This is a genomic window from Nocardia carnea NBRC 14403, assembly GCF_000308515.1.
GTDB lineage: Bacteria > Actinomycetota > Actinomycetes > Mycobacteriales > Mycobacteriaceae > Nocardia > Nocardia carnea.
Window position 1 is genome coordinate 14,987 of record NZ_BAFV01000018.1, and the last position, 22,665, is coordinate 37,651.

The 22,665-nt window shown below is 67.5% G+C and carries 27 protein-coding genes; 13 read left to right on the top strand and 14 right to left on the bottom strand.

Going from position 1 to position 22,665, the window contains the following annotated elements; genetic code table 11:
- Nucleotides 1–29 precede the first annotated feature (29 nt).
- The gene (locus tag ON22_RS05370) at nucleotides 30–1,391 is read left to right on the top strand and encodes an NCS2 family permease (RefSeq protein WP_051157184.1); all 1,362 of its coding nucleotides are present in this window, start codon (nucleotides 30–32) and stop codon (nucleotides 1,389–1,391) included.
- Nucleotides 1,392–1,486: 95 nt separating this feature from the next.
- On the top strand, nucleotides 1,487–2,017 hold the full coding sequence (locus tag ON22_RS05375) for a DoxX family protein (protein WP_051157185.1): 531 nt from the start codon (nucleotides 1,487–1,489) through the stop codon (nucleotides 2,015–2,017).
- 23 nt (nucleotides 2,018–2,040) lie between these two features.
- Here the strand turns inward: ON22_RS05375 and ON22_RS05380 are convergent, their stop codons facing one another.
- Complete coding sequence (locus tag ON22_RS05380) at nucleotides 2,041–4,089, bottom strand: ATP-dependent DNA helicase (RefSeq protein WP_033245882.1); 2,049 nt, start codon at nucleotides 4,087–4,089, stop codon at nucleotides 2,041–2,043.
- A 113-nt stretch (nucleotides 4,090–4,202) separates the two neighbouring features.
- Between ON22_RS05380 and ON22_RS05385 the strand changes: the two genes are divergently transcribed.
- The 3 genes from ON22_RS05385 to ON22_RS05395 all read left to right on the top strand — a co-directional run bounded on the left by ON22_RS05385 (nucleotide 4,203) and on the right by ON22_RS05395 (nucleotide 6,036).
- The gene (locus ON22_RS05385; protein ID WP_033245883.1) at nucleotides 4,203–5,078 is read left to right on the top strand and encodes an oxidoreductase; all 876 of its coding nucleotides are present in this window, start codon (nucleotides 4,203–4,205) and stop codon (nucleotides 5,076–5,078) included.
- 74 nt (nucleotides 5,079–5,152) lie between these two features.
- On the top strand, nucleotides 5,153–5,677 hold the full coding sequence (locus ON22_RS05390; protein ID WP_033245884.1) for a hypothetical protein: 525 nt from the start codon (nucleotides 5,153–5,155) through the stop codon (nucleotides 5,675–5,677).
- The gene (locus ON22_RS05395; RefSeq protein WP_033245885.1) at nucleotides 5,674–6,036 is read left to right on the top strand and encodes a DUF3817 domain-containing protein; all 363 of its coding nucleotides are present in this window, start codon (nucleotides 5,674–5,676) and stop codon (nucleotides 6,034–6,036) included. The genes ON22_RS05390 and ON22_RS05395 overlap by 4 nt, the downstream gene beginning before the upstream one ends.
- Nucleotides 6,037–6,090: 54 nt before the next feature.
- Here the strand turns inward: ON22_RS05395 and rdgB are convergent, their stop codons facing one another.
- The 10 genes from rdgB to clpS form a co-directional block, all read right to left on the bottom strand.
- Nucleotides 6,091–6,699 carry an RdgB/HAM1 family non-canonical purine NTP pyrophosphatase gene (rdgB, locus tag ON22_RS05400; RefSeq protein WP_033245886.1) on the bottom strand — a complete coding sequence of 203 codons (609 nt, stop codon included), beginning with the start codon at nucleotides 6,697–6,699 and terminating at the stop codon, nucleotides 6,091–6,093.
- Nucleotides 6,699–7,472, bottom strand: a complete 774-nt coding sequence (rph, locus tag ON22_RS05405) for a ribonuclease PH (RefSeq protein ID WP_033246023.1) — start codon at nucleotides 7,470–7,472, stop codon at nucleotides 6,699–6,701. The genes rdgB and rph overlap by 1 nt, the downstream gene beginning before the upstream one ends.
- A 104-nt stretch (nucleotides 7,473–7,576) precedes the next feature.
- On the bottom strand, nucleotides 7,577–8,341 hold the full coding sequence (locus ON22_RS05410; protein ID WP_033245887.1) for a cyclic nucleotide-degrading phosphodiesterase: 765 nt from the start codon (nucleotides 8,339–8,341) through the stop codon (nucleotides 7,577–7,579).
- 69 nt (nucleotides 8,342–8,410) lie between these two features.
- Entirely contained in the window at nucleotides 8,411–9,124 is a 714-nt protein-coding gene (locus ON22_RS05415) for a rhomboid family intramembrane serine protease (RefSeq protein WP_081595354.1), read from the bottom strand.
- A gap of 125 nt (nucleotides 9,125–9,249) precedes the next feature.
- A complete protein-coding gene (locus ON22_RS05420) occupies nucleotides 9,250–10,212 on the bottom strand; it encodes a PLP-dependent cysteine synthase family protein (protein ID WP_033245888.1) in 963 nt (320 codons plus the stop codon).
- A 7-nt stretch (nucleotides 10,213–10,219) separates the two neighbouring features.
- A complete protein-coding gene (locus tag ON22_RS05425; RefSeq protein WP_033245889.1) occupies nucleotides 10,220–10,495 on the bottom strand; it encodes a MoaD/ThiS family protein in 276 nt (91 codons plus the stop codon).
- Nucleotides 10,496–10,546: 51 nt separating this feature from the next.
- On the bottom strand, nucleotides 10,547–10,969 hold the full coding sequence (locus ON22_RS05430; RefSeq protein WP_033245890.1) for a M67 family metallopeptidase: 423 nt from the start codon (nucleotides 10,967–10,969) through the stop codon (nucleotides 10,547–10,549).
- A 112-nt stretch (nucleotides 10,970–11,081) separates the two neighbouring features.
- Nucleotides 11,082–12,143, bottom strand: a complete 1,062-nt coding sequence (locus tag ON22_RS05435; RefSeq protein ID WP_033245891.1) for a P1 family peptidase — start codon at nucleotides 12,141–12,143, stop codon at nucleotides 11,082–11,084.
- Nucleotides 12,140–12,709: an oxidative stress transcriptional regulator AosR gene (gene aosR / locus ON22_RS05440; protein WP_033245892.1), complete on the bottom strand. Its 570-nt coding sequence runs from the start codon at nucleotides 12,707–12,709 to the stop codon at nucleotides 12,140–12,142. The genes ON22_RS05435 and aosR overlap by 4 nt, the downstream gene beginning before the upstream one ends.
- A 21-nt stretch (nucleotides 12,710–12,730) precedes the next feature.
- On the bottom strand, nucleotides 12,731–13,093 hold the full coding sequence (gene clpS, locus ON22_RS05445) for an ATP-dependent Clp protease adapter ClpS (RefSeq protein WP_033245893.1): 363 nt from the start codon (nucleotides 13,091–13,093) through the stop codon (nucleotides 12,731–12,733).
- Between the two features lie 193 nt (nucleotides 13,094–13,286).
- Here clpS and ON22_RS05450 point away from each other — a divergent pair, with 193 nt between their 5' ends.
- From ON22_RS05450 to ON22_RS37200, 6 genes are all read left to right on the top strand, one after another.
- The gene (locus tag ON22_RS05450; RefSeq protein ID WP_033245894.1) at nucleotides 13,287–14,597 is read left to right on the top strand and encodes a nicotinate phosphoribosyltransferase; all 1,311 of its coding nucleotides are present in this window, start codon (nucleotides 13,287–13,289) and stop codon (nucleotides 14,595–14,597) included.
- 27 nt (nucleotides 14,598–14,624) lie between these two features.
- Nucleotides 14,625–15,194: an isochorismatase family protein gene (locus ON22_RS05455; RefSeq protein WP_033245895.1), complete on the top strand. Its 570-nt coding sequence runs from the start codon at nucleotides 14,625–14,627 to the stop codon at nucleotides 15,192–15,194.
- Between the two features lie 52 nt (nucleotides 15,195–15,246).
- The gene (locus tag ON22_RS05460; protein WP_033245896.1) at nucleotides 15,247–15,585 is read left to right on the top strand and encodes an MmcQ/YjbR family DNA-binding protein; all 339 of its coding nucleotides are present in this window, start codon (nucleotides 15,247–15,249) and stop codon (nucleotides 15,583–15,585) included.
- A gap of 175 nt (nucleotides 15,586–15,760) precedes the next feature.
- Entirely contained in the window at nucleotides 15,761–16,414 is a 654-nt protein-coding gene (locus tag ON22_RS05465) for a PadR family transcriptional regulator (protein WP_033245897.1), read from the top strand.
- 255 nt (nucleotides 16,415–16,669) lie between these two features.
- Nucleotides 16,670–17,854: an FAD-dependent monooxygenase gene (locus ON22_RS05470; RefSeq protein ID WP_033245898.1), complete on the top strand. Its 1,185-nt coding sequence runs from the start codon at nucleotides 16,670–16,672 to the stop codon at nucleotides 17,852–17,854.
- Between the two features lie 89 nt (nucleotides 17,855–17,943).
- Complete coding sequence (locus ON22_RS37200) at nucleotides 17,944–18,309, top strand: hypothetical protein (RefSeq protein WP_174375557.1); 366 nt, start codon at nucleotides 17,944–17,946, stop codon at nucleotides 18,307–18,309.
- Between the two features lie 17 nt (nucleotides 18,310–18,326).
- On the opposite strand, the gene ON22_RS05475 is transcribed toward ON22_RS37200, so the two are convergent.
- The 3 genes from ON22_RS05475 to ON22_RS05485 all read right to left on the bottom strand — a co-directional run bounded on the left by ON22_RS05475 (nucleotide 18,327) and on the right by ON22_RS05485 (nucleotide 20,537).
- The gene (locus tag ON22_RS05475; protein ID WP_081595355.1) at nucleotides 18,327–18,551 is read right to left on the bottom strand and encodes a hypothetical protein; all 225 of its coding nucleotides are present in this window, start codon (nucleotides 18,549–18,551) and stop codon (nucleotides 18,327–18,329) included.
- A 35-nt stretch (nucleotides 18,552–18,586) separates the two neighbouring features.
- On the bottom strand, nucleotides 18,587–19,372 hold the full coding sequence (locus ON22_RS05480) for an HNH endonuclease family protein (RefSeq protein ID WP_051157186.1): 786 nt from the start codon (nucleotides 19,370–19,372) through the stop codon (nucleotides 18,587–18,589).
- Nucleotides 19,373–19,868: 496 nt separating this feature from the next.
- Nucleotides 19,869–20,537 (bottom strand): phosphate signaling complex PhoU family protein, encoded by a 669-nt coding sequence (locus ON22_RS05485; RefSeq protein WP_033246027.1) that lies wholly within the window; start codon nucleotides 20,535–20,537, stop codon nucleotides 19,869–19,871.
- A gap of 365 nt (nucleotides 20,538–20,902) precedes the next feature.
- Between ON22_RS05485 and ON22_RS05490 the strand changes: the two genes are divergently transcribed.
- Together ON22_RS05490 and ON22_RS05495 are read left to right on the top strand one after the other, a co-directional pair.
- A complete protein-coding gene (locus ON22_RS05490; protein ID WP_081595356.1) occupies nucleotides 20,903–21,799 on the top strand; it encodes an MlaE family ABC transporter permease in 897 nt (298 codons plus the stop codon).
- The gene (locus ON22_RS05495; protein WP_033245900.1) at nucleotides 21,799–22,665 is read left to right on the top strand and encodes an MlaE family ABC transporter permease; all 867 of its coding nucleotides are present in this window, start codon (nucleotides 21,799–21,801) and stop codon (nucleotides 22,663–22,665) included. The genes ON22_RS05490 and ON22_RS05495 overlap by 1 nt, the downstream gene beginning before the upstream one ends.

Here is a 22,665-nt window from a genome sequence, read left to right on the forward strand (position 1 = left end):
CGGAGTTTCGCTAGCCGACTGGAGATGCCATGGCCACAGGTCTTCTGACCCGGACTCGCGGACGGGTGGATTCGTTCTTCGGAATCGGAATCCACGGCTCGACCATGCGACGTGAGTTGATGGCGGGGACCGTGACGTTCCTGGCGATGTGTTACGTCCTCGCGGTCAACCCTTCCATCCTCGGCGACCAGGGCGACCTCGGCGCGCAGGGCATCCCCACGCAGGCGGTGTTCACCGCGACCGCGGTGGCAGCGGTGGTCGGGACGCTCGTGATGGGACTGTGGGCGCGGTATCCGGTCGCGCTCGCACCCGGGATGGGTTTGAACGCGTTCTTCGCCTATTCGGTGGTGCTCGGGATGGGGATCCCGTGGCAGGTCGCGTTATCGGGGACGCTGCTGTCCGGTGTGATCTTCTTCGTGCTCGCGGTCACCAAGATTCGCGAGAAGATCCTGAACGCGATCCCGTTGCAGTTGAAACTGGCCGTGGCGGCCGGGGTGGGGACCTTCGTCGCGTTCCTGGGGCTGAAAAACGCGGGCATCGTGGTGGACAATTCGTCGACCCTGGTCGGGCTCGGTGATTTCACCCAGGGCACCACGGTACTGGCGTTGTTCGGGCTCGTGCTCACCGTCGTCTTCCTCGTCCGGGGCTGGCACGGCGCGGTGCTGTACGGCATCGTCGCGACGGCGGTGATCGGCATGATCACCGGCCTGGTGGATATCCCCGACGGGGTCGTTTCTGTGCCGCAGGGTCTCGATGAGACCTTCGGGCAGGCGCTGGTCCATTTGCCCGACGCGTTCACCGCCCAGATGGCGGTGGTGGTGCTGACAATGTTGTTCGTGGATTTCTTCGATGCGTCCGGCACGCTGATCGGGGTGGCGAACCAGGCGGGTCTGCTGAACGCGAAGGGGGAGCTGCCGCGGGCGTCGAGTGCGCTGTCGGCCGATGCGGTGGGCACGGTGGCAGGTGCGGTGATCGGAACGTCCACCACCACGGCCTATGTGGAATCGACGGCCGGTGTCTCGGCCGGCGGCCGGACCGGGCTCACCGCGGTGGTGACTGCCGCCTGGTTCGCGGTGGCCATGTTCTTCTTCCCGATATTCGCGGTGGTGGCGGGTTCGGGTGCGGTGACCGCGGCGGCGCTGATCGTGGTCGGGGTGCTCATGGCGCGTTCACTCGGTGATATCGACTGGAGCCGTTTGGAGTTCGCGGTCCCGGCGTTCATCACGATCATCATGATGCCGCTGACGTATTCGATCGCCAACGGTCTGGCCATGGGGATGATCTTCTATCCCGTAGTGATGGTGGCGCGCGGCCGGTTCCGGGAAGTGCATCCGGTGATGTGGGTGCTGACGGTGATCTTCCTCGCGTACTTCTTCCTGCTCGCGGAATAGCCCGAAACGTGGCAAGGTTAGGCTAACCTGGCCGCGTTGACCGGAGTTCGTTCGTCCGTCTCCCGGCCGGGAAACTGCGACAACGAGGGGTTCCCATGACTGCCGATACGACGCTCGAACGCGCCGCCACGACCCAGGGTGAGTCGATATCCGCTGATACCGGCCTGCTGATCCTGCGGCTGGTCTTCGGCCTGTTGTTCGCCGCCCACGGCGCACAGAAACTGTTCGGCTGGTTCGGCGGTGAGGGGCTGGCGGCGAACAACGCGGGATTCGAGAAGATGGGATTCGAGCCGGGCACTGTGTTCGGCACGGTGGCCGGGCTGAGCGAATTCGTGGGTGGCCTGCTGCTCGCGCTGGGGGCCTTCACCCCGCTGGCGGCGGCAATCGTGCTGGGCACCGGAATCGTCATCGTCAACACGGGTTTCGGCAAGGGATTGCTCGGCGGCTACGAGATGGGTTTGCTGTTCGCGGTGGTCGCCTTGGCGGTCGCCTTCACCGGACCTGGGCGGTTTGCGGTGGACTACGGTCGCCCGTGGGCGCGCACCGGCTTGACGTGGGGTGTGATCTCGGTGGTCACCGCGGTGGTGGCGGCCGCCGTCACGTTGATCGGCAAAGCGGTCCTATAGCGCGGTTATCGGTGCAGCAGGCATCAGACCGTTGCGGCTGAGTCCAGGCGGTGCAGGGCCTTCAGCACGACTTCCGGGTCGGCGGTTTCCCAGTACGGGGGCAGTGAGGCGCGTAGGTAACCGCCGTAGCGTGCGGTGGCGAGGCGCGGATCGAGGATCGCCACGACGCCGCGATCGTCGACGCTGCGCAGCAGGCGCCCGGTGCCCTGGGCCAGCAGGAGGGCGGCGTGACTGGCGGCGATGGTGAGAAAGCCGTTGCCGCCACGGGATTCGACCGCGCGCTGACGGGCCGCCAGCAGCGGATCGTCGGGGCGAGGGAAAGGGATGCGGTCCAGGATCACCAGGCTCAGCGACGGGCCGGGGACATCGACTCCCTGCCACAGCGAAAGGGTGCCGAACAGGGAGGTTTCCGGGTCGTCGGCGAATTTGCGCACCAAGGCGCCGGTGGAATCCTCACCCTGGCACAGGATCGGAGTCTTCAGCCGGGAACGCAGTGCTTCGGTGGCCGATTTCGCGGCGCGCATGGACGAGAAGAGCCCCAGCGTGCGTCCGCCCGCGGCCGAGACCAGCCGTTCGATCTCGTCGAGATAGGCCGGGGGCAGTCCATCCCGCCCCGGGGCGGGCAGATGTTTAGCGACATAGAGGATCCCGGATTTCGCGTGGTCGAACGGCGAACCCACATCCAGCGAGGACCAGCGGACGGTAGCGGTATCCGCGGGGGCCTCCGCGCCGTTGGCCAGCGCGGGATCGACCTTGCCGCCGGATTCGGGCGGTAGGCCCCAGGTGCGGGCCAGACCGTCGAACGTTCCGCCGATCTGCAGGGTAGCCGAGGTCAGGATGACCGTGGCCGTTCCGAACAACTGGCTGCGCAGCAACCCGCCGACGGCCAGCGGTGCCATATGCAGTGAGCGGCGGGTGACGCCGCGGATCTCGTCGGCCGACAGCCACACCACATCGCGGCGCGCCGCCGGATCGGGTTCGTCGAAAGCGGTGAGAGCGCGGACCGCGCTGTCGTGGATCTCCTCGACCGCGGCCACGGCCATATTCCGGCCGGCGGCGGCCTCGGGATCGGACCCCGGTGCGGCGGAACCCTGCGGGTTGAGCGCGGTGCGCGCGTTCCAGGCGGCATCCCGGATGAGGGCGAGTACCTGGCCGATCCCGCCGGGCAGTGCCTCCCAGCGGTTCGGGCCGAGATCCTCGAGGGCGCCGTGCCACGCTTCGGCGGCCGCCTCGAGCCGATCGACCTCCTGCTCGTCGATGAGTTTGGCGCAGCGCCGGGCGGCGGCGCTGATGGCTGTTGCCGACAGTTCGGCGGTCGCGACACCGGTGACCCGGTCGACCAGTTCGTGCGCCTCGTCCACGACCACCACATCGTGTTCCGGTAGCACCTGGATACCGCTGATGGCGTCGATGGCCAGCAGTGCGTGGTTGGTGACGACCACATCGGCCTGCGCGGATTCGGCGCGGGCGCGTTCGGCGAAACAATCCTGACCGAACGGGCAGCGGGATTTACCCAGGCATTCCCGTGACGAGACGCTGACCTGCCGCCAGGCGCGGTCGCTGACGCCGGGGGCGAGTTCGTCGCGGTCGCCGGTTTCGGTATCGGAGGCCCATTCGTTGAGCCGTTTGACCTCGCGGCCGAGCCGCGAGACCGCGAAAGCGTCGAACAATTCGGCTTCGGCCGGTTCCTCCGGGATGGCGCTGTTGATTTTGTTCAGGCAGAGATAGTTGTTGCGGCCCTTGAGGATCGCGAATTCCGGAGCCCGCCCGAGCGGTTTCGCCAGGGCCTGCGCCAGCCGGGGCAGATCCCGGTCCACCAGCTGCCGTTGCAGGGCGATGGTGGCGGTGGAGACCACTACTGTGCGCCCGGTGCGGACCGCGTGCCGCAGGCTGGGCACCAGATAGGCCAGGGATTTGCCGGTGCCCGTACCGGCCTGGACCGCGAGATGGCGTTTGGTCTCGATGGCATCGTCCACCGCGGCCACCATGGTCATCTGACCAGGGCGTTCCTTACCGCCGAGTGCGGTTACGGCGGTCGCCAGCAGGGTCGATACGGGCGGGAGTTCGGGCACTCGGGCAGCCTACTGCGCCCCACCGACACCCGTGCGCGCAGTCGCGAACCCCGCGGTGTCGAGTGGTGGGTGTCGCCCTTCACAGTGATCTTACTCGGCAGTAAGGTCGGATCATGGCGTGGAAACCCGATCAGATGCCCGACCAGCGCGGGCGCACTTATGTCGTCACCGGAGCCAACGGTGGCCTCGGCGCCGAGACCACCAAGGTCCTGGCCGGTAAAGGGGCCACCGTGGTGATGGCCTGCCGCAACACCGAGAAGGCCCGCGAGGTCGCCGACAGTATCGGTGGAGATCTCCAGGTTCGCCGGCTCGACCTGGCCGATATGTCCTCGATCCGCGAATTCGCCGAGGCCACCGGTGAATTCGATGTACTGGTCAACAACGCGGGCCTGATGAATGTGCCGTTCTCGCGGACCGTGGACGGTTTCGAAACCCAGTTCGGAGTGAACCACCTCGGGCATTTCGCTCTCACCGGGCTGTTGCTGGACCGGATGCGCGACCGGGTGGTGACCCTCGCCAGTATCGCCCACAAACAGACACCGAAACTGTGGATCGACGACCTGAACTACGAGAACCGGCGCTACCAGCGCAACCTCGCCTACGCGCAGGCCAAACTGTCCAACCTGATGTTCGCCCGCGAACTACAGCGCCGCCTGGCGGCGGCCGGCTCACCGAAACGGTCCTACGGGGTGCATCCCGGGGTATCGGCCACTGAACTGTTCACCCGCACCGAGACCCCACTCGATCTGGTCAGCAAACCGGTGATCCGGCTGGTCGGGCACGCCCCGGCCAAGGCGGCGCATTCCACCTTGTTCGCGGCGACGATGCCGGATGCCGATCCGCAGACCTACTGGGGTCCGACCCGGCTGTTCCAGTCCCAGGGCCCCGTGGCGGCCTCCCCGTCGACCCGGTTGTCGAAGAACACGGGCCTGTGGCGGCGGTTGTGGGAAGAGTCGGAGCGGATGACCGGAGTCGTCTACGACCTCTGACCGGCGCCGACAGCCGCCCGCGCGACGCACACCTCACACTACGGCCGGTGTAGTAGACGGGTACCGTGGTAGGCGTGCCCGAAACCTCCCGCCGTACCGTGCACCGCCCGGCTCTGATCGTCCTGGCGGTTGTGCTCGCGGTAGCAGCGCTGGCATTGGGCTGGTGGCAGATGGAGCGGTTCTCCTCGGCCAGCGGGACAGCGCAGAACCTCGGCTATGCGATGCAGTGGCCACTGTTCGGCGCTTTCGCGCTCTTTGCCTACTTCCGCTTCGTGCGGTTGGAACAGGAAGCCGGGGTGGAGGATGCCGAATCCACGAACCCGGCCACGAACTCGGCGGGCACAGGCGGCGAAGCGGGATCGACGACAGCGACCGGTGCCGAACCGGCCGCCGACGACGAATCGGCACCGTCCGGCCGCCGGCGCAGCACCGCTGTCCGGGAACCGCGCGAGATTCCTGCCGGTTTCCTGCCGGAACGGCCGCGAGCCGCCCGCGACGCCGATCCGGTGCTCGCCGAATACAACAGCTACCTCGCCCGGTTGAACGCCGGCGACCAAGCGGGCAGCGAAGCCCGCGATCCCGAGAGGAGCGCCGGTTGACCGCCAGCGAGAAAACCACCGTCGCCGCCGAGCCCGCGCGGCCCGCCGGCGACCGCAAGATCGCGGGTGCGCTGCTGCGCTACCGCGTGCTCGCCTGGGTCACCGGTCTGTGGCTGCTGCTGCTCACCGCCGAGATGATCGCGCAGTACGGGTTCGGCGTGGATACCCCGTCGTGGATCGCGCTGGTACACGGCTGGGCGTACTTCATCTACCTGATCCTCACCGCCGACCTAGCAGTCAAGGTGCGCTGGCCGATCAAACGCACTATCGGCACCCTGCTGGCGGGCACGATCCCGCTGCTGTCGTTCTTCGTCGAGCACCGCAATACTCAGCAGGTCAAACGCGACTTCGGCGTCTGATCGGCCCCTCTCGCAGACCGGACGAAATGTGGCCTCCGGTCGGGCTCGTTCTGCTCAGTCGGCCAGCCGAGTGAGTGCCGGCAGCAGTTCGGCCAGCGCGCGGCCGCGGTGGGAGGCCGCATCCTTCTGCGCCGGGGTGAGCTGAGCTGCGCTGAGCTCGCCGCCCTCGGGCTGGAACAGCGGGTCGTAGCCGAAGCCGCCGTCGCCCTGCGGTGCGCGCGCGATGGTTCCGGGCCATTCGCCGCGCACTACGGTCTCCGCGCCGTCCGGTAGCACCAACGCGCAGGCCGAGACGAAGTACGCGCCACGGCGATCGTCGGGGACATCGGTGAGCTGGGCCAGCAGCAAGGCGTTGTTCGCGGCATCGTCGCCGTGCCGCCCGGCCCAGCGGGCCGACAGGACACCCGGCATCCCGTTCAACGCGTCCACCGCGAGCCCGGAATCGTCGGCGATACACGGCAACCCGGTCGCCACGGCACCGTCGCGCGCCTTGGCCAGCGCGTTCTCCTCGAAGGTCGCCCCGGTTTCCGGTGCCTCCGGGTATTCCGGGACATCGTCGAGCCCGACGATCTCGAGCCCGGCGACGCCGGCCTCGTCCAGGATCCGGCGCAGCTCGTTCAGTTTCTTGGCGTTGCGGCTGGCCAGCAGAACGCGGCGGGTCATTACTTCTTCTTCGCCGGTTCCGGAGCTTCGGGCAGCACACCCGGATAGGGCAGCGCCAGCGCTTCCTTCTGCACCGCGAACAGTTGCTCGCAGCCCGCGAGCGCGGAATCCAGGAGCTTGTCGAGGGTGGAACGCGGGAAGGTCGCGCCTTCGCCGGTGCCCTGGATTTCCACCAGGGTGCCGGTATCGGTGGCGACAACGTTCATATCGACCTCGGCGCGCGAATCCTCCTCGTAGGGCAGGTCCAGCCGGACCCGGCCGTCCACGACCCCGACGCTGACCGCGGCGATCGAGCAAGAGATCGGCTGCGGATCGGCCAGTCCGCCCGCGGCACCGAGGTAGGTGACGGCATCGGCGAGCGCGACGTAGGCGCCGGTGATGGCGGCGGTGCGGGTACCTCCGTCGGCCTGCAGGACATCGCAGTCGACGGCGATGGTGTTCTCACCGATGGCGGCCAGGTCGATACAGGCGCGCAGGGAGCGGCCGACCAACCGGCTGATCTCCTGGGTACGTCCGCCGACCTTTCCCTTGACCGATTCCCGGCTGCTGCGGGTGTGGGTCGCGGCCGGCAGCATCGCGTACTCGGCGGTGAGCCAGCCCAGACCGGAATCACGCCGCCACGGCGGTACGCCCTCGGTGACGCTGGCCGTGCACATCACCCGCGTCTGCCCGAACTCGACCAGCACCGAACCGGCCGGATGCGTGGTGAAACCTCGGGTTATCCGTACCTCGCGGAGCTCGTCGTCCGCCCTGCCATCGGCTCGTCTCGACACGCGCTCAGCGTAGTGGGGTCCCCGTGCCGGCATCCGCCGGGGTCGCAGCGTTCGACCGCCGCGCCGGACCCGGTGACCCCGCGCCGACGGAGCCGGCGCCGAAATTACAGCTCGAAGGACTCGCCCGGTGTCACGGCGTGTACGGGGCCGGTGAATTCCGCCTTCGCTTCGGCGATGACGTCTTCGCGGGAAGTCCACGGCGGGATATGGGTGAGAAGTAGTTCCCCGACTCCCGCCGCGGCCGCGATCCGGCCGGCTTCGGTGCCCGAAAGATGGATGCCTTCGGGGCGGTTCGCCGGATCGTGGGTCCAGGAGGCCTCGGCCATGAGAACGTCCGCGCCCTGGGCCAGTTCCTGAACCGCCGAGCAGACGGCGGTATCACCGGTGTAGACGAAGGTGCGCCCGGCGGCGGTGACGATACGCAGTCCGTAGGACTCCGGCGGATGGAACATACGGCGCGCGGTGATGGTGTGACCGGGACCGAACTCGACCGTTTCCCCCTCGGCCCATGCGCGGAAATCGATCACATCGGACCAGTCGTCGCATTCGCCACCGATCTCGGCGGAAGCGTTACCGATCCGCACCGGCGCATCCGACGGACCACGCACGATGGCCTGCCCGGTGGGCGGCGTCGGGTGGTAGCGCCGCCAGACCAGCAGGCCCGGCAGATCCAGGCAGTGGTCGGCGTGCAGGTGGGTGAGGAAGATGTCGACCTCGCCCGGATCGGCGTATCGCTGCAGCGCGCCGAGGATCCCGGGACCGAAATCGATGATCACCGGCGACATATCCGGGCCGGTGAGCAGATAACCCGACGCTGGGGAATCCGGGCCGGACACGCTGCCCGAGCACCCGAGGACCGTGAGGCGCATGCTCCCATGCTGCCACGATGTTTCCCGATTCAAGACCGCATCCCCCGAAAATACTGGCCGCATCCACGGTCACCGGGGTGGGACGGCTGCCCCGGTGCGCAGTTGCCGGCGGTGTCGACGTTCATCACTGGAGAGTACCCAGCCGGCGATCAGTCCACCCATTGCGCCGAAAAGGTGTCCCTGCCAGGAGATTCCATCTTGACCTGGGAGAACACCCCATAGTAGGGAGCCGTAGAAGACGAGTACCACGACGCCGAGAACGATCTGGCCGATCCGGCGGGCGAACCAGCCGCGGCAGATGAGGTAGGTGAGCCAGCCGAAGACCAGCGACGATGCGCCGATATGTACGGAGTTCGTCCCGCCGGTGAGCCAGGTGCCCACGCCTGCGACGAGCCAGACGATCCCGGTGGCGGCGAGCCCGCGGCCGATACCGGTGGCCAGCGTCAGGAAGCCGAGGATCAGCACCGGCAGCGTGTTGCCGATCAGATGGTCCCAGCTGCCGTGCAGCAGCGGAGCGAACAGGATGCCGTCGAGGCCGTCGACGACGCGCGGTTCGATCCCCGCGGTGCAGTCGATGCAGTAGTCGATGATCGAATCCACCGATTCGATCAGATACAACAGGACGACGAACGCGGCCATCAGCACCGCGGCCCGCCCCCAGTCCCGTCCGGCGGTGAAACGCGGCCGCCCGGTGGGGGCGGCCGATCCGCCGCCGGAGGTCGGCCGGAGCGCAGAAATACGATCGGGGTCGAACGAAGCGCCCAGGGGTGCGCCACCGGTCATGACGATCCTCCTGTAATTCGGCGCCGCCTCCGGCGACGCGAGCCGGAGCGTTACCGAGTCTACCGAGGCTGTCGCCGGGTGGCGGCGGCTTGCAAGTTCGGGTACTGGCCGCCGCCGCGGGCAACTCAAGCCCAGAGTTGTCCTTCCAGACGTTCCTCGGCTTCTTCGAGAGTGCCGTCGTAGGCGCCGGTGGACAGGTATTTCCAGCCGCCGTCGGCGACGACGAAGGCGATATCTGCTCGTTTACCGGCCGCGGCGACCTTGCGGGCCACGCCCAGCGCCGCGTGCAGGATCGCACCGGTGGAGATCCCGGCGAAAATACCCTCTTCCAGCACCAGCTCCCGGGTCCGGCGGACCGCATCGTACGGACCGACGGAGAACCGGCTGGTGAGAACCGATTCGTCGTACAGCTCCGGGATGAAACCCTCGTCGATGTTGCGCAGTCCGTAGACGAGTTCCCCGTACCGGGGCTCGGCGGCGACGATTTCGATACCGGGGACCTTCTCCCGCAGGAACCGCCCGGTGCCCATCAGCGTGCCGGTGGTGCCCAGGCCGGCCACGAAATGGGTGATCTCCGGCAGATCGGCGAGGATCTCCGGGCCCGTGGTCTCGTAATGGGCGAGCGCGTTCGCGGGGTTGCCGTACTGGTAGAGCATCACCCAGTCGGGGTTCGCCGCGGCGATCTCCTTGGCCTTGGCCACGGCCTGGTTCGAACCGCCGGCGGCGGGCGAATCGATGATTTCCGCGCCGAACATGGTGAGCAGCTGGCGCCGTTCCACCGAGGTGTTCTCCGGCATCACGCACACCAGGCGGTAGCCCTTGAGTTTCGCCGCCATGGCCAGCGAGATCCCGGTGTTGCCGCTGGTGGGTTCGAGGATGGTGCAGCCGGGGGAGAGCCGGCCGTCGGCTTCGGCCTGTTCGATCATGCGCAGGGCCGGGCGGTCCTTGATGGACCCGGTGGGGTTGCGGTCCTCGAGTTTGGCCCACAGCCGTACCGGCAACTCGCCCTCCCACTGCGGGGAGAGATTGCGCAGACCGACCAGCGGCGTATTGCCGAGGGTCGCGATCAGGGATTCGTAGCGTGCCACCGGACCGTCAGGCCCCGCCCGCGACGGCCGGCAGGATCGTGACCGTTGTCCCTTCACCCACGGCGGTGTCGAGGCCGCCGGTGAACCGGACATCCTCGTCGTCGACATAGATATTGACGTAGCGGTTCAGCTTGCCCTCGTTGAGCAGGCGCTCGGCCAGGCCCGGATGGTTGGCCTCCAGATCCTCGATCACCGCGGCGAGCGTGGACCCCTTGGCCTCGACGCGCTTTTCACCGCCGGTGTGGGTGCGCATGATCGTCGGGATGGACACGGTGACCGGCATGGGTACTCCTCGCTTGTTGTCTTCTCGGAAATCGGTCGGAAGTTGTGGGGGTCAGGCGGTCTCGTAGGCGGCGACGATCCGCACCGGTTCCTCGGTGACCTCGCCGTCGAGGATCCGGTAGCTGCGCAGTTCGTGCTGCTCCGGGTCGCGGGTCGAGACCAGGACGTAGTGCGCGCCGGGCTCGGAGGCGTAGGAGATATCGGTGCGGCTCGGGTAGGCCTCGGTGGCGGTGTGGGAGTGGTAGATCACCACCGGCTCCTCGTCGGCGTCGTCCATCGCCCGCCACACCTTCAGCTGCTCACCGGAATCGAACCGGTAGAACGTCGGGGAGCGCTCGGCGTTGATCATCGCGACGAACCGCTCGGGACGGTCGGACCCCTCGGGCCCCGCGATGATCCCGCAGGCCTCGTCGGGATGGTCGGCGCGGGCGTGCGCAACCATCGAATCCACCAGGTCGGCCCTGATCACGAGCACAATCGAACCTCTCCACACATCGTCTCGGCTCTCGCCGACCCATCACAGCCGACAACCGTCGAGGATATTCGGGTATTCCCGGGTCTGCGGCGCCGCCTCCGGCGGCGCGGGGTCAGCTGCCGAACAGTTCGCTGTAGGACGGGATACCCGCGACCGATACCGCCGACCGGATCGCGTCGACCACTGCCCGCTCCACGCAGACCGCGGCGGCGGTGCACAGCTCGTCGAGCAGCGGGAGGTCGCCGGGGAAGGTGGCCGGGAGTGCGGGCAGGTCCGGCGGTGTTGCCGTGCCGGTGGCCAGGGCGAAGAACGTATCGCCGTCGAGGGGGGAATGCGCCGGTCGTACGGCCCGCGCCAAACCGTCGTGCGCGGTGGTGGCGAGGCGGCGGCAGCCCAGAGTGTCGAGGGGCGCGTCGGTGGCGACCACGCCGATCGTGGTGTTCAGGACAGTGCTCTTGACGGGGAGCGCATTGGCCGCGGCCAGTTGTTCCGGTGTGGCCGGTCGTAACCCGGCGAACTCGGGACCGTCGGTGCCGACACCCCACGGCAGCCCGGTGCGCGGATCGAAAACCGATCCGACCGGGTTCGCGACCACCAGCGCGCCGACGGTGACGCCGGCGGCGATACCGTCGCTGAACCGGATACTCGCGCTGCCGATACCGCCCTTGAGCGCACCCGCCTGTGCGCCCACTCCCGCACCGACACAACCGCGCAGGAAATCGGGTCCGGCCGCGTCGGCGGCGTGGTAACCGAACTCGGCGGTGGGGCGGGTGGACCAATCGCCGACCGGCAGATCGAAGATCACCGCGCCGGGCACGATCGGCACCACGCGGGTGGGGTCGGCCGGGTCCATCGGGATGCCCTCGCCGTGTTCCTCCAGCCAGCTCATCACGCCGTCCGCGGCCGCGAGGCCGTAGGCGCTGCCGCCGGTGAGCAGGATCGCGTGCGCCTGCCGCACCGTATTGGCGGGGTCGAGCAGATCGGTCTCCCGAGTGCCGGGGCCGCCGCCGCGCACATCCACAGCGGCGACCGCGCCGCCCGGCGCGCGGACCACCGTGCTGCCGGTGGCGGCGCCGGAACCGTGGGTGGCGTCGGGGTCGAGGACGTGGTGGTGGCCGACCAGCAGGCCGGCGATATCGGTGAGCGCGTTCCGCGGTCCGGGTGCGCCGGTCACGGTGCCATCGCCTGCAGTAGGGAGTCCTGCATCCAGGTGAGCCAGTGGTAGACGTCCAGATGCGGGGCGCGGGGGTCGTCGGGCGGGAACTGTTCGGGGGTGTCGGCGTCGATTTCCAGGACGACGCCCAGGGCCAGCCGGATATCGGTGAGGGCGGCGAGCCAGGCGTCCGCTTCTTCCGGGGTCAGTGCGATCTTGCCGCCGTCCTCCGGCACGGTGCGCAGGACGACCCCGGCGGCGGCCAGTTTCTCGTCGATGATCTCCGGTTCGTGCAATCCGCGTAGCGCGCTGTTGAGATCGGCGCGATCGGCGTCGGGGGAGCCGGGTTCGGCGCGATGGAAATCGGGGAGCAACCGGGCCAGCCGGGGATCGTCCGGGGGGAGGGTGTTGCCGCTGCGCAGACCGGTGAGTGCGGCGAGCTCGTCTTCGGGGGCGGACGATGCGCGCTCACCCAGCAGACCGGAGACCGCGCCGACCAGCGAACGCAGCACGCTCGCCTCGCGCGCGTCCAGCTCGGACCGCAGCTTGAGACCGCTCAATGAGTTCTTCCGGCTCCATTTACGCACGTCGCTACGGTAACCGTCCGATCAGTCGTCTCGTTGCATGGTCGCCCACAGGCCCGCCGCGTGCAGCCGGCGGACATCCTGTTCCATTTTGTCCCGCGAACCGGACGATACGACGGCTTTGCCCTCGTTGTGCACCTTGAGCATCAGCTCGGTCGCCTTGGCTTTGCTGTAGCCGAACAGCTTCTGGAAGATGTAGGCGACGTAGTGCATCAGGTTGACCGGATCGTCCCACACCACGGTGACCCAGGGGCGGTCCTCGGCCTCCAGGATCTCGGTGGCTTCTACGGCTTCGGGGGTCGCCTGTGCCGCCGACAACGTGGCGCCGGCGGCGCCTACTCGGACCTCGATCGTCCGGGTGCGGGGTGCTGTGTTGCACAAGGCCATAAATCCAAGGGTACGACTCGCGGTGTAATTCACAACACCCGGAGCAGGAACAATACGGCTGCCTCCGGCTCGGCGAGGGGCCGCACACAGGCCGGGCGGTACGGCCGGGAGAGCGTATGCCGGATTGCCCGTCGTCCCGGGCGTGGCGGGTGCTCTAACCGACCGGTGGCCCGGCCTGTTTACAGTGACAACCGTGGACCCGCGCGATACCGCCGCCAGCACCGCCCTGCTGACCGACCAATACGAGCTCACGATGCTGGCGGCCGCGCTGGCCGATGGTTCCGCGGCGCGGCGCTGCACCTTCGAGGTGTTCGCCCGGCGTTTGCCGCACGGTCGCCGGTACGGCGTGGTGGCCGGGACCGGCCGTCTCCTCGACGCCCTGGCCCGGTTCCGGTTCGGCGAAGCGGAGCTGGAAGTCGCCGCCGGATTCCTGGACACCGCGACCGTCGACTGGTTACGGGACTACCGCTTCACCGGCGATATCGACGGCTACCCCGAGGGTGAACTGTATTTTCCGGGATCGCCGATCCTGTCGGTGACCGGGACCTTCGCCGAATGCGTGGTACTGGAGACTCTGGTGTTGTCGGTCCTCAACCACGACAGCGCGATCGCGTCCGCGGCCGCCCGGATGGTGAGCGCCGCGGCCGGCCGACGCATGATCGAGATGGGGTCGCGCCGCACGCACGAACTGGCCGCACCGGCCAGTGCGCGGGCGGCCTATCTGGCCGGTTTCCACGCGACCTCGAATCTGGAGGCGGTACGCCACTACGGCGTGCCCGGCGCCGGGACCAGCGCGCATGCGTTCACTCTCGTGCACAGCGGGCCGGACGGGGAACACGAGGTGGAGGCGTTCCGCAGTCAGGTGGCGGCGTTCGGGCCGGGCACGACACTGCTGGTCGACACCTTCGACATCACCCGCGGCGTCGACCTCGCGGTGCAGGTGGCCGGTCCGGAGCTCGGGGCAGTACGTATCGATTCCGGTGATCTCGGCGTGCTGGCCCGGCAGGTCCGCGGGCAGCTGGACGAACTGGGCGCGGTGAACACCCGCATCGTGGTCTCCGGCGATCTGGACGAATACGCGATCGCGGCCCTGCGCGCGGAACCCGTCGACGCCTATGGGGTGGGTACGCAGCTGGTCACCGGTTCAGGGGCCCCGACCGCGGGCATGGTGTACAAGCTGGTCGAGGTCGAGGGGTTACCGGTAGCCAAGCGTTCCAGCCACAAGGAGTCGCGGGGCGGGGCGAAACGGGCGGCGCGCCTGGCCCGGTCCACCGGGACGATTGTCGAGGAGATCGTGTACCCGGCGGCCGGCCGATACCCGGACCCGGGTGAGCTCGCGGTACGCGAGCTGCCGGTACCGCTGGTCCGCGGTGGCGAACCGCTCGACCGTCCGCCGCTCACCGAATCTCGCGAGCTCGTGGCGCGCGGCCTGGTGAGTCTGCCCTGGGAGGGCATCAAACTGTCCGGCGGTGATCCGGCGGTGCCCACCACATTTGTGGCCTGACCGGCCGCTGCGGGGGAAAATGAGGGTATGGAACGCGCGCTGATCGTGGTGGATGTCCAGAACGATTTCTGTGAGGGCGGTTCGCTTGCCGTCACCGGTGGCGCCCGGGTGGCCGGGCTGATCAGCGAATATCTGCGCGATACCGAATACGACGCGGTGGTGGCGACCCGGGATTTCCATATCGATCCGGGTGCCCACTTCTCCGAGACCCCGGACTATGTCGACAGCTGGCCGCCGCATTGCCGGGTCGGAACTCCCGGCGCGGAGTTCCATCCGGAATTCGATACCGCCGCGGTGCAGGAGATCTTCTCGAAGGGGGAGTACTCGGCCGCCTACTCGGGTTTCGAAGGCGCCGCGTCCGACGGCACGCCCCTCGCAGTCTGGTTGCGCACCCGGGGAATCACATCGGTGGATATCGTCGGGATCGCGACCGACCACTGTGTCCGGGCCACTGCCCTGGACGCGGCCGCGGCCGGTTTCGGCACCCGTGTCCTGCTCGGTTTGACCGCAGGGGTCGCGCCGGTCACGGTCGAATCGGCGCTGGAGCAACTCGACGGCGCCGGAGTCGAGCTCTCCGGCACGGTGGTCGGCGGCTGACTCCGCGGGCTGCGCGGCCCGGTCTGTCGGTGCGCCGGGGCACAATTCTTCTATGACCGCGACCGGGGATGATGTACGCGCCTATGCTCTTTCGCTGCCGGGAACCACTGAGCAGTTCGCCTGGAATATGCCGATCTTCCGGGTCGAGCGCCGGTTGTTCCTGACTCTTCCCGAAGACGAGACCTCGATGGCCGTGCGTTGCCCGATTGTCGACCGCGACGAATTGGTGGTCGCCGAGCCGGCCAAGTTCTGGATCGCCGGTCACGAGGCCGGTAATCCGTGGGTGCGGGTCCGGCTCGCCGCGCTCGATGATCACGAGGAAATGCGCGCCATCATTCTCGATTCCTGGCGTCTGGCTGCCCCGGCCGAACTGATCGACGACGCTCGATAGGGCCGCCTCGCTCAGGTGCTCCGCTGAGCGCGGCACCGTCGCCGGCCGTGCTCGGTTCGGATCAGGCCGGCCTCGGGATCCCGGCGTGCCGAGTGCCAGCCTCGGTCGGGTGGGTATCGATGCCTTGTCCCCACATACTCGTACACGTATATTCGTAGACGAGTAAGGAGGCGATGTGGCGAAGAAGCGCAAGGTGGGCAATCTGCTGGCGCTGGCCGTGCTCGCGGTGATGCAGGACGAATCCATGCACCGGTATCAGATCGCCGCACGGTTGCGTGAGTACGGCAAAGACCAGGACATGGACATCAAATGGGGGTCGCTGTACACGGTCGTGCAGAACCTGGCCAAAGCCGGATTCCTCGAGGTGGTGGGCAGCGAACGCGACGGTGCGCGGCCCGAACGGGTGATCTATCGGATCACCGGAGCCGGACGCGCCGAACTCGTGGACTGGACCCGGGAGCTCATCGCCGAACCGGAGCCCGAACGCGGCCGCTATATCGCCGGCCTGTCGATCCTTGCCGTGCTGCCGCCGGATGAGGTGGCGGAACTACTGGGCCGCCGGCTCACGGTGCTCGAAGAGCAGATCGCCAAGGTGAAGAAAGATCTCGCCGACCTCTCCACATCACTGCCGCGCCTGTTCCTCATCGAATCCGAGTACGGGCTGGCGGTGCTGGAGGCGGAAGCCGAATGGACCCGGTCCCTGCGTGCCGAACTCGTCGACGGCACCTTCGCCGGCCAGGCGGAATGGCAGGCATGGCATCGCGGCGGGTCCGGTGTGGACGCCGCACGTGTACGCGAATACGTAGAAGGAGCTGATACCGGCCACTGATTCACACACCGGTCTCGATGGTGGTGCGCCAACACCACCATCGAGACCGGATCACCGTCTCGGACCGTGCCCGCGCAGGCGCACACCCGGCCGCGAGTTTGGCAGAACACAGGATAACCGGGAGGCGAAGCGCAGGGCGGTTCGGCGACGTACCAGTCCGGGCGCGCGGCCGGTCGCACAGCGGTGCGGACCGATCGCCCGTAAGGCGGTGCTGCCGCGGCGTCGCCCACCCTGCAACTCTCGAGGAGTACTCCTGTGTCCAGAACAGAAACCGCGCTGGTGATCGGCGGTGGAATCGCGGGGCCGGTGGCGGCCACCGCACTGCGCAAAGCGGATATCGACGCCCGTGTCTACGAGGCCTACCCCGGGCCGGCCTTCACAATCGGCAGCGGGCTGGCCCTCGCACCCAACGGTGTGGCCGCGCTGGATGTGATCGACGCGGGCGACGCGGTCCGCGATATCGCCGTCCCGGTACCCCGTATGTGCCTGTCGGTCGGCGGCAAACTGCTGCCTGCCCCCAGCCTCCCGGACCAGCCGCCACTGCAGTTGGTGGATCGTGGGGAACTGCATCGGGTTCTGCACGAACGGGCAGTGACCGCCGGCGTTCCGGTCGAATACGGTAAACGCCTGATAGCTGCCGACCACACCGCTGCCGGTGTCACCGCACACTTCGCCGACGGCAGTTCCGCCACCGCCGATGTACTCGTCGGTGCCGACGGAATCCGGTCCACCGTGCGCCGCCTGATCGACCCTGCTGCTCCGGGCCCGGAGTTCACCGGGATGCTCGGCTTCGGTGCCACGGTCGAATGCGATATCGCGACCCCGGACGAAACGATCGTCTTCGCCTACGGGAAACGTGCCTACTACCTGTACTGGCCCCTCGGCGACGGCCGTATCGGCTGGGGTGCGAATCTGCCGAGCGCGGAATATCTTTCGTTGACCGAAGCCCGCGATACCGCACCGGAGCGCTGGCTGGAGATCCTGCGTGACACCTACGGCGAGGACCATCCGGGCGGCCCGCTCGCCCGGGCGACCACTCCGGAACAATTGGAGGTCACCGGCGCACTGCACATCATGCCGCCCGTGCCGCGCTGGTACCGGGACCGCATGGTGCTGATCGGCGACGCCGTGCACGCTCCGTCCAACAGTTCCGGACAGGGGGCTTCGCTGGCGATCGAGAGCGCGATCCAGCTGGCCCGCTGCCTGCGCGACCTACCCGATCTCGGAACCGCTTTCGCCACCTATGAGCGGTTACGCCGCTCCCGGGTCGAAGGCGTGGCGGCGCGCGCCGCCAAAATCAACCACAGCAAGACCCCAGGGCCTTTGGCGCGCAAGGTGATGCAGCTGATGATGCCGATCATGGCCCGGACGATGAACCCGGAGAAACTGGCCGGCACCGAGCAGCGTTACCGCATCGATTGGGCAGAAAAGGTGTTGTGATCACGTACACCGCAGGAAATTGTCCGGGCCGGGCAGATCGCAGCGGCACGTAATATCGTCCGCAATACGCTGCGGATTCGGGAGATAGCGTGCTGTTGCTGATGATCGCCGGCGGCGCTGCCTGGCTGGGATGCGTTGTCCTGGACAACTTCGGGCTGACCTGGAGCCTGCCGCTTTTCTGGGTCTCCGCGATGCTGGTGGTGATGACGATTGCACGCTGGTTACCACGCGGTCGTGCGTCTCGGCGTGCCGGGAAGCGGTCGGCAGCAGCGGGTGGCGCCGGCACGGGTGCCTGGTTCCTCGGCGATTTCGGTGCCGGCGACGGCTCCGGCGCAGACGGGGGCGGCAGCAGCTGTGGTGGCGGTAGCGGCTGCGGCGGGGGCGGTAGCGGCTGTGGTGGCGGAGGTGGTGGGGGAGGAGGTGGGGGAGGAGGTGGCGGCGGCGGAGGCGAATGACCTCCGCCGCCGCGATCTCAGGACTCGAAGGGAACGGTGTTGCCCGCGGCGTCGCGGGTTCCGGCCACCTGCGCGATCGCGTCCGCCAATTCGGTGCAGGACTTCCAGGTGCGCGGCGTGGTGTCATCGAGATTGCCGATCGTGTACCACTGCTCGGTTTCCCGGTAGCGGACAAGACCGTAACCGTCGGGATCGAGGGTGATATCCAGGGCACCGGATATCGTCCCGGCTTCCCGGGTCATGACCGATGTCTTACTCGGCAACTCGATGACTTCGGCTATTTGAACTCACCTCGTTTTATGCAGTCGTCCACGGCGGTGCGCAATGCGGTCTGCTCGTCCTTGTCGACGCTCAGTTCGTACTTTAGCTTTACCTGCACGTACTGGGAGATATATCCGCACCGGAAACTTCCCGGCGGCAGATAGTCGGCCGGATCCTGATCGCCTTTGGACCGGTTCGCGGAAGGGTCGGAGGCGATGAGATTCTGTGCGTCGTTGGCGATGCGGCGCCGGGTATCGGCGTCCAGGCTCTTGGCGCCGGAGCGCCAGGCTTCGGCGAGCGGGACGATATGTTCGGCGTCGACACCGGACGATTCGGTGATGAACTTGTAGGGCTTCAGTTTCCCGGTTTCGGGGTCCATGACGCCGTAGGTGTCCTGCCAGCCACCGCCTTTGCCGACTTTCAGATCGCAGGTCTTGGGGTCCAGCGTCACCTCGCCGGTGGCGTCGCGCAGCATCATCACCTCGCGGGTGGTGCATTTGCTGTACTGGGCGAATTCGGGGCCGAAACCGTGTTCGGCGTCGTTATCGTCCCAGTGCCGGAATTTCTCCCGGCTGTAGCCGGTCATGGCGATCTCGGTCTCGACCGGGAGGCGGTCCAGTGCGGACTGTACGTCGGCGGCCGCGGCGCTCGGGGCATCCGCCGCGTCGGCGGCCGGATCGGTTGTGCTGCTGCGGCCTTCGAGGAAGTAGCCGCCGGCCAGGACGATCACGATCAGGATCGGTACCGCGACGGCCGCGAATTTACGCACCGGGGCGGGTAGTGCGGACAGCAGCGAGTTCACCGCGCCACCTCCGCGAATCGGGCGCCGATGGGCGAAACGCCCGATTGCTCATAAGTTGTGGGCTTCAACGAAATTCCTTGCCGAGGTGCCGGGATGTGCCGAGCGTCAAGCTACCGCGTCGCCCAGCTAACCCGAAGCTACTCTCCGGTGTGAGATTCGGCATAGTGTGCCCACGGCACCACCCCCGAGTCGCCGTGCCGGCGCCGACTCGGGGGTGGGACCTGCCACGAACGAGGGCTTGCGTTCCGGTGCGTTCGCGGCCCGATTGTCCGGACCGGGTACCGCGCCGACGCCGCGGGGCTTGATGAGGGGGAGCCCCGTGGTCACCGGCGCACCGGATGTGCTCGTCGTGACGTCTGTGGGCCGGAATGTTTCCGGCTGTTCGGTGGTGTGGTGAACAATTCACCGAAGGCTGGTGGCCGCCGGCTGAGGGTTCGTCAAAAGCATAGGGAATTCCCAAGTTTGGGAGCGAACCGGGGGTGGGTTACCGCTCGGTTCAGCTCGCTTCCTCGTCTTCGTCGGCGACGATCTGGGCGGTCGGCGGGATACCGGTATCGAGGAAATGGATCAATCGCGCGATCCGGTCGGTGTGCTCGAGGCTGCCCGCGAGCCGATGTCCGACCAGGGCGAGCGCAATGGCGGTATCGGTCGTATCGCCGGTATCCGAGAGCGCGGTGTGCAGTTTCTGGGTCAGGGCCCGCATGGTCGCCGGGGCGTTCTCGTCGGCGACGCTGTACCGCCCGGTGGTCACCGCGCGTTCGGCCCGTTCGGTGGCCGCGGCGGCGAGTTCCGCCATGGCTCCGAGTGGGTCGAGAACCGGTGTGGCGGCGACCGGTTCGGGATGGCTCCGATACACCTGATCGGCGACTCCGCTGAACAGTTGGCCGATTCGCGAGAGTTCACCGGCGATTTGGATGGCGGTGACGACATGGCGTAGATCGCGCGCCACCGGTGCCTGGAGTGCCAGTAGGACGACGGTGCGGGCTTCGCAGGCGCTGTACATGGCCTGTAGTCGTTCGTCGAGGGCGAAGACCTCGTAGGTCGCGGTGAGATCGGCCCCGACGAGCGCGTCGATCATACGTTCGGCCGCCTCGTGGGTGATGCGGCACATCTGTGTCAGATCCGCGGTCAACGCGACGAGCTCGTTGGTGAACTGAGTTCGCACGGGGGAATTGTCGCCCATTGTGTGCGTATCGGTCGAATGTTCCGCCCAATCGGTGCCCCGGCCCATCCGGGCGCGGTGTGCGCGGCGAGCTGCCCGTGTGGGTGATCGCCCGAGTTTGCAGGGTGTAAATTTTGGTAGAACCTGTTCTCATTCACCTCGTGGCCATGAGTGGCGCGACACACAATCGATTACCGGCGATGTCTGGCGGTAATTTTCCGTGGCCACTGTCACACTGCCGCAAATTTGTTTGTCACCTCTAGTAACGATTAGCTTGCTCTCCATTGGCATCGATGCCGGACCGGAGAGATTGAACGCATGAACTTCGCAACATTGCGTGCCCCCGTGGCGGTATACGGATCTCGGCGATGACTCCCGAGAGCCATACCGCGGCGATCGATACGGACCGGCCCTCCGGCTCCACCGAGCCGCAACCCGCCCGCCGCGCCGAAACCGCGCGGGAAATCGTCGGCCAGAACTTCTCGGGCACCATCGTGTCCTCGGTACGGACCTTCGGCCGGGGCGTCGGAATGGCCCGGGAATCGGTCGGCGGCGCGGTCTCGGATCTGGCCCGCGGCCGCTTCCAATGGCAGGAAATGCTGGTGCAGGCGTGGCGGTTGGTCACGGTCACCGCATTCCCGGCCATCCTGATGGCGGTGCCGTTCGGCGTGATCGTTTCGGTCCAGGTCGGCAACCTGATCCACAATCTCGGTGCCGATTCGCTGATCGGTGCCACCGGCGGCCTCGGGGTGATCAAACAGGGCGCGCCCTTGGCCACCGGCTTCCTGCTCGGCGGTGCGGGGGCCGCGGCGATCGCGGCCGACCTCGGTGCCCGCACGATCCGCGAGGAGATCGACGCCCTGAACACCATGGGGATCAACCCCGTGCACCGGCTGGTGATCCCGCGTATGGTCGCGATGCTGCTGGTCGCGCCGCTGCTCAACATTCTGGTGATCTTCGTCGGTATCGTCGCCGGCTATCTGGTGGCGATCGGCGGGCAGGGAGTGACGCCCGGCTCGTACTGGGCCGCGTTCGGATCGTTCACCACCGCCGCCGATGTATGGGTTTCACTGCTCAAAGCGGTGATCTTCGGCTTCATCGTGGTGATCATCGCCTGCCAGCGCGGACTGGAGGCCAAAGGCGGGCCGCGCGGGGTCGCCGATGCCGTGAATGCCGCGGTGGTGCTCTCGATCGTCGCGATCGTGATCGTCAACCTGGTCATGACTCAGGTGACCACCATGTTCCTGCCCACCAGGCTGGCGTGATGGCGGCGACCTCGTACGCCCCGAAGGGGCTCGGATTCCTCGCGCGCTACTTCCGCCGCGGCAGCCGGATCCTGGGCGCGGTGGATTCGCTGGGATTCGCCGTCGTGTTCTGCTGGCAGGTGCTGTCGTCGATTCCGCTGGCACTGCGCCGCTACCGCGGGGAAACCTTGCGGATCATCACGAATATGACGTGGGGGCGCGGTTCGGTCATCGTCGGCGGCGGAACCGTACCTATGATGATCGTGCTGGGACTGGTGATCGGCGCGTCCATCGGAGTCGAATCGTTCGCCACGCTGGACATGCTCGGGATGGGACCGGTCACCGGGATCGTGTCCGCCTTCGCGACCACCCGCGAACTGGCGCCGATCGCGGCCGCGGTGGGTTTCGCCGCGCAGGCCGGCTGCCGGATCACCGCGGAGATCGGGTCGATGCGGATCTCCGAGGAGATCGACGCCATCGAGGCGCTTGGCCTGCGGTCGGTGCCGTTCGTGGTGACCACCCGGGTGATCGCCGGCGCCATCGCCATCGTGCCGACCTTCCTGATCGCGCTGATCGGCTCCTATTTCGCCTGCCGCGGCTTGATCACCCTGGTGCACGGCCAGTCCGCCGGCGTCTACGACCACTACTTCTTCCAGTTCATCGCGGGATTCGACATCATCGCGGCCACCGTCAAGGTCGCGGTATTCGGCATCGTGGTGATCTGCGTGCACAGCTATTACGGATTCTTCGCCACCGGCGGACCCGAAGGTGTCGGTATCGCCTCGGGCCGGGCGGTACGTGCCAGTTTCGTCGCCATCATCGCCCTCGACATGGTCCTGACGATCGTGCTGTGGGGATTCAACTCGGCGATCAGCTTCACGGGATAG